Origin of the sequence: Synechococcus sp. W60.1 (genome assembly GCF_047461575.1) — a bacterium.
In the GTDB taxonomy this organism is placed as follows: domain Bacteria; phylum Cyanobacteriota; class Cyanobacteriia; order Thermostichales; family Thermostichaceae; genus Thermostichus.
Genome location: NZ_JANSHL010000011.1, coordinates 19,627 through 33,071, shown reverse-complemented (window position 1 = coordinate 33,071; position 13,445 = coordinate 19,627). Strand labels below are relative to the sequence as shown.

The window sequence follows — 13,445 nt, the reverse complement described above, 5'->3', positions numbered from 1 at the left end:
CAGCTGATACCTTGAGGGTGAATCTAGCCTATCGGATCTGGGCTATGGGCAGAAGGGATCCCACATCCGTCTCAAGAACTCGAGCGGCGGGCTGCTGCCGACACCCAATGGCAACTTCTGTAATCACAATCTGTAGGCACAATCTGTAATCACAACTGGCTAGGACGAGATCCAAAAGCCCACCGACGGGCCCGCCAACCCTGATTTCCGTTTTGCGGGCTACAATGCTCATGCCCATTTTTTCAATTGGTTGGCTCAATCGGCAATACCTAAATTTGTTACCCAGTTGATCACCCAAAGCATTGCCCTCTGGTTCTGGACAAAATACAGCCCGCCACAATGCTCTTCTCTTCTCAGCAAATCCTGCCTCCATCTCTCTACCCACCCCTGCATTGGGGCCTCAAGACCCTCTTTCCCGACGGCCTGTGGGAGTTGCCGGCAGATCCCCATACCCAGCGGGTGGCTCTGACCTTTGACGATGGCCCTCACCCTGAGTACACCCCTGCTTTGTTGCAGGTTTTGATGGATTTTCAGGTGCCGGCCACGTTTTTTGTGTTGGGAGAACGGGTGCAGCGCTGGCCCCACCTGGCCCGTCAGATCCGCCAACAAGGCCACCGCATTGGCCTTCACGGCTGGCAGCATCGCCCTTTTACCGAGCTTGCCCCTGGAGAGCTTTATCAGAGCCTGAAGCGCAGCCAAACCACCCTCGTGGCTGCCTGTGGCGGGATCCCTGACGATTATCGGGCTGTGCGCCCGCCCAATGGCTTGTTTTGGCCGCAGACGCTTGCGGATTTGCGCCGTTGGGGCTTTTGTCCGGTGATGTGGAGCGTGGTGCCTGAGGATTGGCTGATCCCACCGGTATCGGTGGTAGTGGAGCGGGTGCTGGCCCAGGTGCGGCCTGGCTCCTTAATCGTGCTGCACGATGGGGTACAAGGAGGAGCCCAAGTGGTTGAGGTAACGCGGCAGTTGATCCCAACTTTGAAGAAGCGGGGATTTGAATTTGTCCACTTGCCGGATCCCTGAGATCTTTCCAGTTGGGGAGAAATAAATTAAATACAGTAGAAGCACGCGTAGGCAGGAGGGTCAAGCCATGGGCGCACGCAAGATCATCTACGGCATTTTTGGGCAACGGGCCGGCAGCGTCATCGTCGGAACTTGGAACTGGCTGTGGGGGATCCCGGTGGAGAAAGGTGGCACAGAGGCGGTGATGGTGGCGGAAGAATCCCTACGCACGATGCAGGAGACGGTTCAGCGTCTCACGGAAGCCGTTGCCACCCAAGTAGCCGCCTATCAGCGGGCTGAGCAGAAGTACATGCAAAAGGTGCGGGAGTACCAGGCCCTGGAGAACAAAGCTCGCCTGGCCGCCCAACGGGGCGATCAAGAGGCTGCCCGCCTGGCTATGTCCCAAGCGCTGCAAATTGAGGCCATTCTCGGCCCCCTTAAGGAGAACGTGGAAACTGCCGAGCGCTACGTCAACGCCGCCAAGCAAAAGCTGGCCCGCGAGAAAGAGCGATTGGCCGCTTACAAGAGCGAGCTGAGCAACCTCAAAGACATCAACGAGGTGAACCAAGCTCTGGAGCAGATGACCCGCATCAACAATTCCTACAACATCGACTCGGCCAAGTCCCAATTTGAGGCGGCAAAGAATGCTATCCAGGCTCGCCAGCTCAGATCCCGAGCCATGAGCGAGCTCTCGGAAGATCGCAGCGAGCAGATTGCTGCCCAATTGGATGAAATGGCCATGGACGATGAAATCTCCCGCCGCTTGGCAATGCTCACCGGCCAAGGAGGTGCCCAGGCCAACCTGCCGCTACCGGATCTGGATTTCGAGAAGCGGCTCCCTCAATAGCGGCAGTTGCTTTTAGGCCGGTAGGATCCCCTGTTTTCAGTCTCAGCCGACATCGGCGACCACGCTGCTGAGCCGGAGTTTTCCGTGGGCGCAGTCCGGCCAACTGGGCTGGATACTCAGGCCTGAGCACGCCCGGCACCCAGGCCAAGGGGTTAGAGCTGGCGCGCTCGTACTAGGATGATAAAGGAACAATAGGCAACCCATCTGAGGAGAGGATCCCAGCAATGTCAGCAGCACGAGGCGCGCATTCTGCCCGATCAGGCCTGTGGCCCACTTACGCAACCAGCCCGTGGCTGTCTAGAGCGCTGTTGCTGCTCTGTGTCTGCCTCAGCTTGGTGGTCGGTGCCTGTTCCGCAGGCTCTAACCTACGGGCCTACAGGGATCCCAGCGGAGCCTTTGCTTTTGCCTACCCCAATGGCATGGTGGCGGTCAATCTTGGGCCGGGAAAAGGGCCAGTGGTTCTCCTGCGCGACCTGGTGTACGAGACCGAGAACGTCAGCCTGATGATCGCCCCGTTTGACAAGGGGGAGACGATTGCCGATTTGGGCAGCCCGGATGAGGTGGGGCAGTTGGTGGCGGAGAAGATCATTGCTCCTGAGGGATCCGGTCGCTCGGCCAAGCTGTTGGCTGCCGAAGCCTTTGAGCGGCAGGAGCACCCCTATTACCTGCTGGAATACCAAACCGATATGGGATCCCAGCTTCGTCATGAGGTGGTGACGGTAACCGTTCGGCACCATCGCCTCTATACGCTGACGGCCTCTACCCAGGAATCCCGCTGGCCTCAGGTGCAAGCTGCCTTTAGGAACGTGGGCCGCTCTCTGAATGTTTCCTAAAGCTTTTCCTGAGAGGATTTTCTCAAGGGATTGAACCGGGTTGACGGACTTGGGTAGGTTAAGGTTGAGCCCTTTAGGGCTGAGTTATGGTCATTTTAGGTTGGGGGCGAGACGCCTGGGCTACTGAGAAAAGCCTTGTGGTTCTGGGGATTATTGCTCCGCAACGCTGACGCGAAGACGCGACCAACGTTTTGGGTGTGGGTGCAGTGTCCTAGCTTGAATCGAAATGACCCTACCTACTGGTTCCAGCCGGGCCATCTGGTGTTAAAACGTAAAACGGTAGTGTTTTGAACCTGCGGAGATGGGATCCCACCCTCTTGGGCCTGCTCTATGACCGTATACGTGGTTCAGATCAGCGACCTGCATCTGTTTGCCAAGCCCCATCACCGGCTGCTGGGGGTGGACACGGAAGCCTCTTTCCTGCAGGTGCAAAAGGCCATTGCCGCTCTGGATCCCTTGCCGGATCTGCTGCTGCTTACCGGAGATCTCTCTCAAGATGGCAGTGCGGCATCTTACGCCCGTTTGAGAGCCCATTTGCAGGCTCTCCCCATCGATACTTACTGGTTGGCAGGCAACCACGATCGCCTGCACACCATGAACCAAGAGCTTCATGCCGAGCGGCTATTTGGGGACAAGAGCTTCAGCCGGGAAAATTGGAGCTTTATTTTGTTGAACTCCCTCGTGCCCGGCAAAGATAGCGGTTACCTGACGGAGCGCACGCTGCTGTGGCTGAGACAGGAATTGCAGCGGAGCAAAGCCGCCCAACACCATGTTTTGTTGGCCCTGCACCATCCCCCTTTTTCGGTGGATTCTGCCTGGCTGGATCAAAGTGCCCTGCAGCAGCCGGAGCGGTTGTTTGGGGTTCTGGACGAGTTCGACCACATCCGCCTCGTTGTATTCGGCCATATTCACCAAGACCTGCACCGCCGGCGGGAGGGGGTTGATTACCTGGCTTGTCCCTCAACCTGTGTGCAATTTCGTCCCAAGAGCCCCCAGTTTGGCCTGGAGGTAATTCCCCCTGCCCTGAGGCAGATATGGTTGGAGCGAGATGGCAGCTTCAAAACTCAGGTTCAACGGGTGGGAGCTGCTCTGCAACGGCCCAACCTGGCCCTGAAGGGATATTAGCTCTCCCCCTCTTGAACCTCTGTGGGGGGTAGCCCGATGGCCTGCCCCAAACAGACGCTGGCCCCCAGCAAGGCCAACCACCCCGGCAGCAGCGACAGGAAGGCCACTGCAGCCACCAGGGTATTGTTTCCCCCTTGCAAAAGGCTGTAGAGCAGCATCGGCAGCGTGAGAACCCGCCCACCGCCGACAAAGAAGGTGAGCAAAAATTCGTTCCAAGAGATCAAAAAGGCAAATACCGCCCCAATGGCTGCCCCAGGGGCAATGAGGGGCAACGTCACCTGCCACCACACTTGCCAGGGATCCGCCCCCAAACAGCGGGCCTGCGCCTCGTAGCCGCGGTCGAAACGGGCGAACACACTGCCCATCACCAGAGCCATGTAGGGAATGGTGGGGATCAGATGCACCAAAACCACCGCCAGCAGGGTACTGTCCAGCCGCAGGCGAATCAGCACCCCTTGGATGCCCATCAATACGGCCAAAGGAGAGGTGATGATGGGCAATAGCAGCAGCAGGCGCAGCCAGGCAGGCACGGGACGGGTGCCCAAAACTCGTCCCGCCGGGATCCCCACCCCCAAGGCCAGCAGGGTGGTAAACAGGGCAATTTGCAAGCTCTGGCCGAAGGCTGCCCGGAACTGGGATCCCCAGCTCAGCAGTTGCTGCCAACCGGCTATGCTCCATGCCTGCGGCAGGGCATCGGGAAAATACCAGGCCCGCGTGAAGGCCCAAAGAGCCAGCACCCCAAAGGGCAAAGCCCAAAGGAGGGCCACTCCGGCCACCCCAAGGCGGAGCAGGGATCCCCCAATCCATCTGTGCATGTGGCGTCCTTTCACGGCCTTCTCCAAGGACTCCGTCCTGCTGAGGCGACCGGCGGTTGCCAAAGGGATCCCCTGGCCGCAAACAGCCCTGCCATCCAACTGACCACCGCTGCCGAGATGACCAACAGGATCACCCCCAGCGCCACCGCCTGCTGCCGCTGCTCCAGGTTGATGTGGGTGAAGCGCTGATAGATCAGAACGGGCAAGGTGCGCGGGTAGGTGGGCCCTAAGAGCAAGGGAACCTCAAAGGCGCTGAAGACAAAGCCGAAGATGAGAATCCCGGTGGCCAGCAGCCCCGGCCTCAGCAAGGGCAGCGTTACATACCAAAACGTCTGGGCGGCAGAAGCCCCCAGCAGCCGAGCCTGTTGCTCCAGCTCGGATCCCATCCCGCGCAGCAGCGTCAGCGCCACCAGAGCGGCAAAGGGGATCTCCTTCCAAAGCCAATAGAGCAACACCCCCACATAGCCGCGGTCGTTCACCCACAAGGGAAAATCCTGATCCGAGGCAATCCAGCCCAGTTGGAAGGCCAGCCGCGCCAGCCAACCGCTGGGCCCCAGCAGCAGCAGCATCCCTGCCACCCCCACCAAATGAGGAATCGGCAGCGTCAACTGGCCAAGCCAGATGGCCCACCCCCCCACCCCCCGCAACAGCAGCGCCAGCCCCAGCCCCAAAAGCAGCGCCAACCCCGTTGCCAACAGAGCGATTCTGAGGCTGAGCAACAGGGATCCCCCGACTTCCGCATCCCGCAGCAGCTCCCCATACCCCTGCAGGGTAAACCCCCTCTCGCCCAGGCCGTAGAGGCCCACACTCTGGGCCAGAGCCAGCAGCAGCCCCCCGCCGTAGAGCAGGCCCACCAACCCCAACGCCGGCAAAAGCGGCCCATACTGCCGGATCCCCTTAAGCCCCACCGGCCCAGATCCCCGTCCATTTAAGCTATTCATTGAGCCAGTCCCAAGAGCTGCCTCACGAGAGAATTCAAGATGGGAGCGGATCCCTCGACGATCAAGCGATCAAGACTGCCTAGTGCTCCACACCGCCAACGCGACCAACCATTGCGATCTTTACATCCCATGGAGAGAACCCTAGACCAGATTAACCAACGCATTGCCAAAGGCCAGGCGCGGGTGTGGACGGCCCTGGAAGCCAAAGCCAAGCTGGCCACCTTGGGGATCCAGGAAGCCTTTGAGCAGGTGGATGTGATCACCACCGGCACCTTTGAGCCAATGGAGTCTTCAGGAGCCATTGTGAACCTGGGCCATACGGATCCGCCCATCAAGATTCGCCAAGCTTGGCTGAACGGGGTACCGGCCTATGCCGGATTTGGCGCGGTGGATCTTTACCTGGGGGCAGCCCAACCCAGCGAGCAAGCGGATCAAGCCTATGGGGGCGGCCATGTCATTGCCGACCTGGTGGCGGGCAAGCGCGTCCATTTGCGGGCCATCGGCCAAGTGACCGATTGTTACCCCCGCGCCGACTACGAGACCACCCTGACTCGGGATCAGCTCAACCAGTTTTACCTGTTCAACCCCCGCAATGCCTACCAAAACTTCATCGTCGGGGTGAACGGCGGGGATCGGCCTTTGTACACCTACTTGGGTCTGTTGGAACCGCATCTGGGCAATGCCGTCTATTCCAACCCGGGAGAGCTATCCCCCTTGTTGAACGATCCCCTGTTGCGGCGGGTGGGGATCGGCAGCCGCATCTTTTTGGGAGGCGGCATCGGCTACGTCGCCTGGGAGGGCACCCAACACTTTCCGCTGCAAAAGCGATTGCCCAACCAAACTCCCATCGGCCCGGCGGCCACTCTAGCCCTGATTGGGGATGCCAAGCAAATGCAGGCGGAATGGGTGAGGGGCTGCTACTTCCGCAACTACGGTCCCAGCTTGATGTTGGGGGTCGGGATCCCCATCCCCATCCTTGCTCCTGCGGATTTGGAGGCCATTGCCATTCGGGATGAGGAGTTGGTTGCCCCCGTGATCGACTTTTCCATTCCCCGCCGGGTGCGGCCCACCTTTGGCTTGGTGAGCTATGCCCAGCTCAAATCCGGCCAGATCACCCTCAATGGCCGCAAGGTTCGCACCGCTCCCCTGGCCAGCCTGCGCCGCTCCATGCAAATTGCCGAAATCCTCAAGCAATGGATAGAAAGCGGCCAATTTACCCTCACCCAACCTGTCGCCCCCCTGCCCCTGGATCGGGAGTTTCTCCCCCAAAACCCTCTCAGGTGACGTCCTCCCCTCAATGAATTGGGGGCCTCCTCAAGCGGATGCACGCAGCGCTTTGGTTCGGGGACACCGTGCCTCCCTACTTTTGGGGTAAAGCGGCTCTCCAGAAGAACCGCTACCGGAATTCGCCCTGGCAGCAACTTCTCCAGGCAACCCCATCAACCCCACTTCAGGTGCTGTCTCAACAACTGAGCGTGCTGAGCCGATTGCCTCGCCCACAGGTCAGCTTGGGTAGGGCTGAGAGCTAGGCCCTCTGAGTAGCAGGCCAGCCAAGCTTGGTGTAAGGCTTCAGGATCGGTGGGCATCTCCTGCAGATCCCAGCCAGGCATGCCCAATTCCTGGAGCAGCGTTTTCACCTTGGGATCGTAGCTGAGACCAAAACAGGCGCAGCCCTCTGCCGCCGCCATCACCAATCCGTGGTAGCGCATGGTGATCGCCAGCCTGACACCCCGAAAGACTCCTTTCAATAGACAGGGATCCCGAATTTCCAGCACTTGGCTACGGTGGGGTAGGCGCTGCTGAAGCTGCTGAGCCAAGTGGTAGTCTGGCCCAAGGTCAGGGGATCCGGGAGGAGCCAGCTGAAAGGGCACGAAGAGAAGGTATGCCCCCGTGGAAGCCTGGAGACGCTGTAAACCCTGGCTCAAAGCTTCTAGACAGGCTCCAGTCAGTTGCGGATGCGGACGCAAGACCACAGCAATGCGGGGCTGAGGCCACGTTTCCCATTCCGGCAAGGTTTTGGACGGCAAACTCCAGACGGGATCCGGAGCCACCTGGTGAGGGATCCCCCACTCTTGCAGCCATTGGGAGGCAACCCCATCCCGCACACTGATGGCCGTGCAACCTGCCAACGAGCGACGGGCTAGTGCGCGAATCCACCCCCGCTGCAGCGGCCCGATCCCCTGGGCCCAGGCAAGGGTCTTCAGTCCCCAGCGCTGGGCTAGGCCCATCACCCCCAGGTAGTAGAGAGGGCTGCGCCAACTGGTGCGATCCTGCAGCAGGCCACCTCCACCCCAGATGAAAGCCTGGGCCTGGGCCAGACAGCGCTGCAAAGCCCAGCCGTCAAAGCGGGGGCAGGCCAGCACCCCATAGGTGGCAGCCGTTTCGGCAGGGCAAGGGGAGAGCACCACCGGCTGCACAGGGTCGGGCAACTGCTCTAGCTGTCGTAAGAGAGCCAGCAACAGGGCTTCGTCGCCAGCATTTCCGTAGCCATGGTAGCCGCAGATCAAAACCCGAGGCCCTTGCATAGAACCGGCTCGCTCAGGAAAGTCGCGCTGGGATCCTGCTGAGGTCAAGGTTGGGTTGCATTCAGCCCGGTTTATCGAGAACTCAGTTCAATCTACTGCTTTCTCTGGGAATCCAGACCGCCACCATGGCAGAGCTCCTCCCAGGAGAGAGATGCCGACAAAAATTGGGAAAAGGCCGTGACAGCAAAACCTAGGCAGATGCCAGCTCCTCTAGCCACTGGGTCAGGTCGGCCAGCGTCTGAAAGTCCAGCAGAGCCTCTGCCAACCCCTCCAATTGCTCGGTGGGCAGGCGGCGGATGGTCTCAGAGAGGTCTTCCGGCAGGGGCCCCAGCTTGCGCTGCAGTTGACTCAAGGTCAGTCGAGCAGCCTCTTGTTGCAGACCTTGTTGCAAACCTTGCTCTAGGCCTTGTTTCAGGCCCTCCTCTCGCCCTTCTTTGAGGGCTTCTGCTCGCCACATCTGATAGATGGTCGATTCCCGCACAGCCAAACCTCCCAGAACCCTGCTGATTTCCTCTGGCGTCCATGTTAATCCTGCTAAGACGGCAGTGGCCGCTTTCAACTCCTGCCGCAGCTTGGGATCCTCCATCTCAGCTATGGCTCTGGCCACCTGCCGCAGACGGGGTTCTGGATTGTCCGGCTCTGCCAGTACCGCCAAGGGCAAGAGGCCTGGGTATCGGGATAGCACCTCTGGATCTTGTTCCCACAGGCGCAAGACCTCAAAGCGATGGGACAGGGATCCCCGTTGAAAAGAAGTCTGGTACACCCGTTCTGACTGGGTTTTTCTTAGGTAGATGACAATCTGCTGCACCTCCTGGTCGGGATAGCGACGGAACAGGCGCAGGCAATAGTCGGCCATGCGGAAGGGGATATCGGGATCCGGGTCGGTTTGAAACTCCAGATGCAAAATTAAGTTTTGGGCCCGCAGCAGGATAAGAGAGTCCGCTCGGATGGGCTCGGTGGACAGCTCCGTCGGCTGTAGCTGAGCCAAGGAAACAGGGGATCCCAGTAGCCACCGGACAAAAGACTCGGGGAACCATTCCACCAAGTACTTGCAGACGTTATCGTAGGCCACAGGATCCCTTTCCCAAAAAGCCGATTCTCCCGATGGCTCCTCTGCCGAGATCAGCCGTAGTACCCTTGGTTGATGCGGTTTTCCAGTTGGTTAGCCCCTTCCTGATACTCGCCAAACACGAAGTTCTCGGCGTTGGCTTTGATCAGGGCCTTTTGCTGCTCTGTCAGGCCTGAGATCTGCAACATGTCTTCCAGGCTCTTGTAGGGGGCATTTTTCACCAGGATGCGAGCTAGGGTGGGATAGAAGCCGGGCAGTTGGCGGTAGTTGCGCAAGATGGTGTTGTTCACGTCAATCGGAGTGTCCAAGTGCTTTACCGGGGGAAGCTCTGCGGCCCTGGCCACAACAGGGATCCCCAAAGGAGCGAAGCACAGACAGAGCACTAACACCACACGAACCAAGATGGACAGCAGCCAGCGCATAGCATCACTTCTCCAAGCAGAATCCAAAAGGCTCATCTGTATAGGTTGCTAACATTCTCCGACCATCTAGTGTCTCATCCCCTCCACCCCGAATCGAGGGCCAAGACAGGATTTGGATCCCGACAGAAACAATTTTTAACAACTATGATCAGGAGACAGTCTTTCTTGCTCTCCCTTTCTCGGCTATCGCACCATGTCCGACTTGGCCCTTCTCCACTCGACTCGACTTGACCCCCCCAGCCGGGATCCATCTCCAGGGATCCCACAACCCACGCCTTCTCCGGAGCTGGAGTTGCTGGGGCAGACCGAACTCTTTCTCAGACGGCACATTGGGCCGGATGCCCGGCAAATTGGGCAGATGTTGCAAGTGTTGGAGCTGAGTTCGCTGCAGGAGCTGGTGGAGAAGGCGGTGCCGCCGGCCATTCGCAGCAGCCAGCCTTTGCAATTGGGATCCCCTTGCCCTGAGCTGCAGGTGTTGGCGGAACTGAAGGCAATGGCTGCCCAGAACCAGGTGTGGCGATCCTTTTTGGGCATGGGCTATTCCAACACCCTGACGCCACCGGTGATTCAGCGCAACATCCTGGAAAACCCTGCCTGGTACACCCCCTACACCCCCTACCAAGCTGAGATTGCCCAGGGACGGTTGGAAGCCCTGCTCAACTTCCAGACGATGGTGATCGACCTGACGGGGATGGAGATCGCCAATGCTTCCCTGCTGGACGAGGCCACCGCAGCCGCCGAAGCCATGGCTCTTGCCTACACCTTGGCAGGCAGGGGATCCCCAGTTTTCTGGGTGGATCGGGGCTGTCATCCCCAGACGATTGCAGTGGTGCAGACGCGGGCAGAGCCCTTGGGGATCCAGGTGCGCGTGACGGATCTGGCGGAGTTTTGCCCGGAGAAGGGCTTTGGGCTGCTGTTGCAATATCCCAGCACCTATGGGGAAATCCGGGATTACCGGCAGTTGGTGGAGCAGGCGCACCAAAAGGGGATGGTGGTGACGGTGGCTGCCGACCTGCTCAGCTTAACCCTATTGCAACCCCCAGGAGAGTGGGGAGCGGACATCGTGGTGGGATCCACCCAGCGCTTCGGGGTGCCCTTGGGCTATGGTGGCCCCCATGCGGCTTACTTCGCCACCCGCGAGGCCCACAAGCGGCTGCTGCCAGGACGGCTGGTGGGGATTTCTCAAGATGCTCAAGGCAAGCCGGCCCTGCGCTTGGCGTTACAGACCCGCGAACAGCACATCCGGCGCGACAAGGCCACCAGCAACATCTGCACTGCTCAGGTGCTTTTGGCGGTGATGGCCTCTATGTATGCCGTCTACCACGGCCCCCGTGGCTTGCGACACATAGCCGAGCGGATCCACCGCCAGGCCCATCACTTGGCCACCGGGATCCGTCAGTTGGGCTATGAGGTGGGGCCAGAGCATTTCTTCGATACCTTCTGGGTCAAGGTAGCTTCTCCAGAGCAGGTGCAGGCGATCCAGGCCGGCGCTGCCCAGCGACAGATCAACCTACGCCAGATCGATGACCAGACGCTGGGGATCAGCTTGGATGAGGCTACCACCGCTCAGGATCTGCGGGATCTGTGGGAGATCTTCGCCGGAACCCTTCCCCGCAGCGGAACGGAGTCCTTACCGCCAGCTTGGGATCCCGACAGCCCAGAGCTGGACTTGGGCCAGAGCCTGCCGCCCCAGCTCCTGCGCACCACCCCCTACCTCACCCATCCGGTCTTTAACCGTTACCACTCGGAAACTGAGCTGCTGCGCTATATCCACCGCCTGCAAAGCCGGGATCTGGCTCTCACCCATTCCATGATCCCCTTGGGCTCTTGCACCATGAAGCTGAACGCCACGGTGGAGATGATGCCGGTCACCTGGCCGGAGTTTGCCCAGCTCCATCCTTTTGTGCCCCTGGAGCAGGCCCGCGGCTACCAAGCCCTCTTTGCCCAGTTGGAAAAGATGCTGGCGGAGATCACCGGCTTTGCCGGAGTTTCTCTGCAGCCCAATGCCGGATCTCAGGGGGAATATGCCGGCCTGTTGGCTATCCGCCGCTACCACCAAGCCAGAGGGGAAAGCCGGCGGCAGGTGTGCTTGATCCCCACCTCGGCCCACGGAACCAACCCGGCCAGCGCCGTGATGGCGGGGATGCAGGTGGTGAGCGTAGCTTGTGATGAAGCCGGCAATATCGACATTGAGGATCTGCGGGCCAAGGTGGAGCAGCACGGGGAGCGGCTGGCCGCCTTGATGATCACCTACCCTTCTACCCACGGTGTGTTTGAGGAAGGGATCCGCGAGATTTGCCAGATAATCCACGAGGCGGGGGGACAGGTGTACATGGATGGGGCCAACCTCAACGCTCAGGTGGGCCTCTGCCGTCCTGCCGAGCTGGGGGCCGATGTCTGCCACCTCAACCTGCACAAGACCTTCTGCATTCCCCATGGGGGAGGTGGGCCGGGGGTAGGGCCCATTGCCGTGGCCCGCCACCTTGTGCCCTATTTGCCTGGCCATCCTGTTTTGCCCGGCTGTAACGGCCCCGTCAGCGCTGCCCCGTGGGGCAGTGCCAGCATTTTGCCCATCTCCTGGGCCTACATTCGCCTTATGGGATCCGCCGGCCTCACCCTGGCCAGCCAAGTGGCCATCCTCAACGCCAACTACATCGCCAAGCGGTTGGATCCCTACTACCCAGTGCTCTACAAGGGGCCGGGGGGGTGGGTGGCCCACGAGTGTATTTTGGATTTGCGCCCCCTGAAAAAAAGCGCTGCCATCGAGGTGGAAGATGTGGCCAAGCGCCTGATGGACTATGGCTTCCACGCCCCCACCATCTCCTGGCCGGTGCCGGGGACAATGATGGTGGAGCCCACCGAGAGCGAATCTCTGGAGGAGCTGGATCGCTTCTGCGAGGCGATGATTGCCATCCGCCAGGAGATTGCCGCCATTGAGCGAGGCGAGATGGATCCGGTGCGCAATCCCCTCAAGCTGGCCCCCCACACCGCCGAGGTGGTGGCTGCCGACCACTGGGATCGCCCCTATCCTCGCTCGCTGGCCGCCTACCCGCTCCCTTGGGTCAAGGCCCACAAGTTCTGGCCCAGCGTCAGCCGCATCGACAACGCCTACGGGGATCGCCACCTGGTGTGCAGTTGTCAGCCCTGGCTCGACGAATGATGGCTGCTCTGGAACTTGGCCCAGAAAGGGAGATTGGTTGTATCCAAAGGCGGGATCCGCTATAACCAGTCAGGGATCCCTGGCCAACGGATGAGAAAAAATCCCCGTCTTGAGCGGTTCACGTCAGTGGGGCCAAGTTCTTTGCCTATTCTTACTCGGCTAACCCTGGGGCTGTTGGCGGGATCCCTCGTGGCCTGCCGCAAGATGCCTGATCCGGTTGCTCAAGAAGTGGATCAGGATCCCGTGCGGCGTCACATCGGCAAAGATGGCACGCATTTTGAAGCTTCCCTGGGGGATACCCGCGCTCTTCCCCCCCAGTTTCCCCGTCACTTGCAGTTGCCCAACGCTGTCATCGTCTCTTCAGGGCAGATTCGGGATCGAGAGGGGGGCCTTGCTTCCCTGATCTTGCAGACCTCTCAGCCTCTGGAGGCGATTGCCGCCTACTACCGCCGCACCCTGTGGGGCCGCGGCTGGGACATCCTCTCGGACATCGAGCAGGCCAATGGGATCCGCACCTTGGTGTTCGAGTCTCCCCCCCACCCCAAAAAGCCTCTCCAACAGGCGGTGGTGCAAGTGGGATCCCCCCGTCGGGGGCCGGATCAGGTGGAATACCGCGATATCTTGATTTTGCTGAGCACCGTATCCCCCTCTGCCACGGCAGAAGACCTCTCTTCAGCCAAGCTCGCTCCCCCAACTTCCCCCTGAG

General features: G+C 60.1%; 13 protein-coding genes. 7 read left to right on the top strand and 6 right to left on the bottom strand.

What is annotated here, in order from left to right; all coding sequences use genetic code 11:
• Positions 1–28: 28 nt before the first annotated feature.
• Positions 29–259 (bottom strand): hypothetical protein, encoded by a 231-nt coding sequence (locus NW805_RS10260; RefSeq protein WP_414422422.1) that lies wholly within the window; start codon positions 257–259, stop codon positions 29–31.
• Between the two features lie 80 nt (positions 260–339).
• Here NW805_RS10260 and NW805_RS10255 point away from each other — a divergent pair, with 80 nt between their 5' ends.
• The 4 genes from NW805_RS10255 (at position 340) to cpdA (ending at position 3,807) form a co-directional block, all read left to right on the top strand.
• Positions 340–1,023, top strand: a complete 684-nt coding sequence (locus NW805_RS10255) for a polysaccharide deacetylase family protein (RefSeq protein WP_414350259.1) — start codon at positions 340–342, stop codon at positions 1,021–1,023.
• Positions 1,024–1,090: 67 nt separating this feature from the next.
• Complete coding sequence (locus NW805_RS10250; protein WP_414381640.1) at positions 1,091–1,849, top strand: PspA/IM30 family protein; 759 nt, start codon at positions 1,091–1,093, stop codon at positions 1,847–1,849.
• Between the two features lie 308 nt (positions 1,850–2,157).
• Positions 2,158–2,682: a photosystem II reaction center PsbP gene (psbP, locus tag NW805_RS10245; RefSeq protein WP_414381637.1), complete on the top strand. Its 525-nt coding sequence runs from the start codon at positions 2,158–2,160 to the stop codon at positions 2,680–2,682.
• A 330-nt stretch (positions 2,683–3,012) separates the two neighbouring features.
• Positions 3,013–3,807 carry a 3',5'-cyclic-AMP phosphodiesterase gene (gene cpdA, locus NW805_RS10240; RefSeq protein WP_011431802.1) on the top strand — a complete coding sequence of 265 codons (795 nt, stop codon included), beginning with the start codon at positions 3,013–3,015 and terminating at the stop codon, positions 3,805–3,807.
• Here the strand turns inward: cpdA and NW805_RS10235 are convergent.
• Together NW805_RS10235 and NW805_RS10230 are read right to left on the bottom strand one after the other, a co-directional pair.
• Positions 3,804–4,622, bottom strand: a complete 819-nt coding sequence (locus tag NW805_RS10235; RefSeq protein WP_414422421.1) for an ABC transporter permease — start codon at positions 4,620–4,622, stop codon at positions 3,804–3,806. The two genes, cpdA and NW805_RS10235, sit on opposite strands and share 4 nt — an antisense overlap.
• An 11-nt stretch (positions 4,623–4,633) precedes the next feature.
• The gene (locus NW805_RS10230) at positions 4,634–5,563 is read right to left on the bottom strand and encodes an ABC transporter permease (protein WP_414422420.1); all 930 of its coding nucleotides are present in this window, start codon (positions 5,561–5,563) and stop codon (positions 4,634–4,636) included.
• A gap of 129 nt (positions 5,564–5,692) precedes the next feature.
• Between NW805_RS10230 and NW805_RS10225 the strand changes: the two genes are divergently transcribed.
• Positions 5,693–6,847, top strand: a complete 1,155-nt coding sequence (locus tag NW805_RS10225; protein WP_414416684.1) for a homocysteine biosynthesis protein — start codon at positions 5,693–5,695, stop codon at positions 6,845–6,847.
• A gap of 155 nt (positions 6,848–7,002) precedes the next feature.
• Here NW805_RS10225 and csaB read toward each other — a convergent pair whose 3' ends face one another.
• From csaB to psbU, 3 genes are all read right to left on the bottom strand, one after another.
• Positions 7,003–8,088 (bottom strand): polysaccharide pyruvyl transferase CsaB, encoded by a 1,086-nt coding sequence (csaB, locus tag NW805_RS10220; protein WP_414422419.1) that lies wholly within the window; start codon positions 8,086–8,088, stop codon positions 7,003–7,005.
• A gap of 190 nt (positions 8,089–8,278) precedes the next feature.
• Positions 8,279–9,160: an Rpn family recombination-promoting nuclease/putative transposase gene (locus tag NW805_RS10215; RefSeq protein WP_414422418.1), complete on the bottom strand. Its 882-nt coding sequence runs from the start codon at positions 9,158–9,160 to the stop codon at positions 8,279–8,281.
• A gap of 50 nt (positions 9,161–9,210) precedes the next feature.
• Entirely contained in the window at positions 9,211–9,579 is a 369-nt protein-coding gene (gene psbU / locus NW805_RS10210; RefSeq protein ID WP_041436072.1) for a photosystem II complex extrinsic protein PsbU, read from the bottom strand.
• Between the two features lie 193 nt (positions 9,580–9,772).
• Between psbU and gcvP the strand changes: the two genes are divergently transcribed.
• Together gcvP and NW805_RS10200 are read left to right on the top strand one after the other, a co-directional pair.
• Entirely contained in the window at positions 9,773–12,739 is a 2,967-nt protein-coding gene (gcvP, locus tag NW805_RS10205) for an aminomethyl-transferring glycine dehydrogenase (RefSeq protein ID WP_414422417.1), read from the top strand.
• A 141-nt stretch (positions 12,740–12,880) separates the two neighbouring features.
• Positions 12,881–13,444, top strand: coding sequence for a hypothetical protein (locus tag NW805_RS10200; RefSeq protein WP_414422416.1), 564 nt, complete (start codon positions 12,881–12,883; stop codon positions 13,442–13,444).
• Position 13,445 lies beyond the last annotated feature (1 nt).

Excerpts from the sequence above, each read along its gene's own strand:
- cpdA (WP_011431802.1), top strand. The coding sequence starts at position 3,013 with ATGACCGTATACGTGGTTCAGATCAGCGACCTGCATCTGTTTGCCAAG.
- NW805_RS10250 (WP_414381640.1), top strand. The coding sequence starts at position 1,091 with ATGGGCGCACGCAAGATCATCTACGGCATTTTTGGGCAACGGGCCGGC.
- psbU (WP_041436072.1), bottom strand. The coding sequence starts at position 9,579 with ATGCGCTGGCTGCTGTCCATCTTGGTTCGTGTGGTGTTAGTGCTCTGT.
- NW805_RS10225 (WP_414416684.1), top strand. The coding sequence starts at position 5,693 with ATGGAGAGAACCCTAGACCAGATTAACCAACGCATTGCCAAAGGCCAG.
- csaB (WP_414422419.1), bottom strand. The coding sequence starts at position 8,088 with ATGCAAGGGCCTCGGGTTTTGATCTGCGGCTACCATGGCTACGGAAAT.
- gcvP (WP_414422417.1), top strand. The coding sequence starts at position 9,773 with ATGTCCGACTTGGCCCTTCTCCACTCGACTCGACTTGACCCCCCCAGC.
- NW805_RS10230 (WP_414422420.1), bottom strand. The coding sequence starts at position 5,563 with ATGAATAGCTTAAATGGACGGGGATCTGGGCCGGTGGGGCTTAAGGGG.
- NW805_RS10235 (WP_414422421.1), bottom strand. The coding sequence starts at position 4,622 with ATGCACAGATGGATTGGGGGATCCCTGCTCCGCCTTGGGGTGGCCGGA.
- NW805_RS10255 (WP_414350259.1), top strand. The coding sequence starts at position 340 with ATGCTCTTCTCTTCTCAGCAAATCCTGCCTCCATCTCTCTACCCACCC.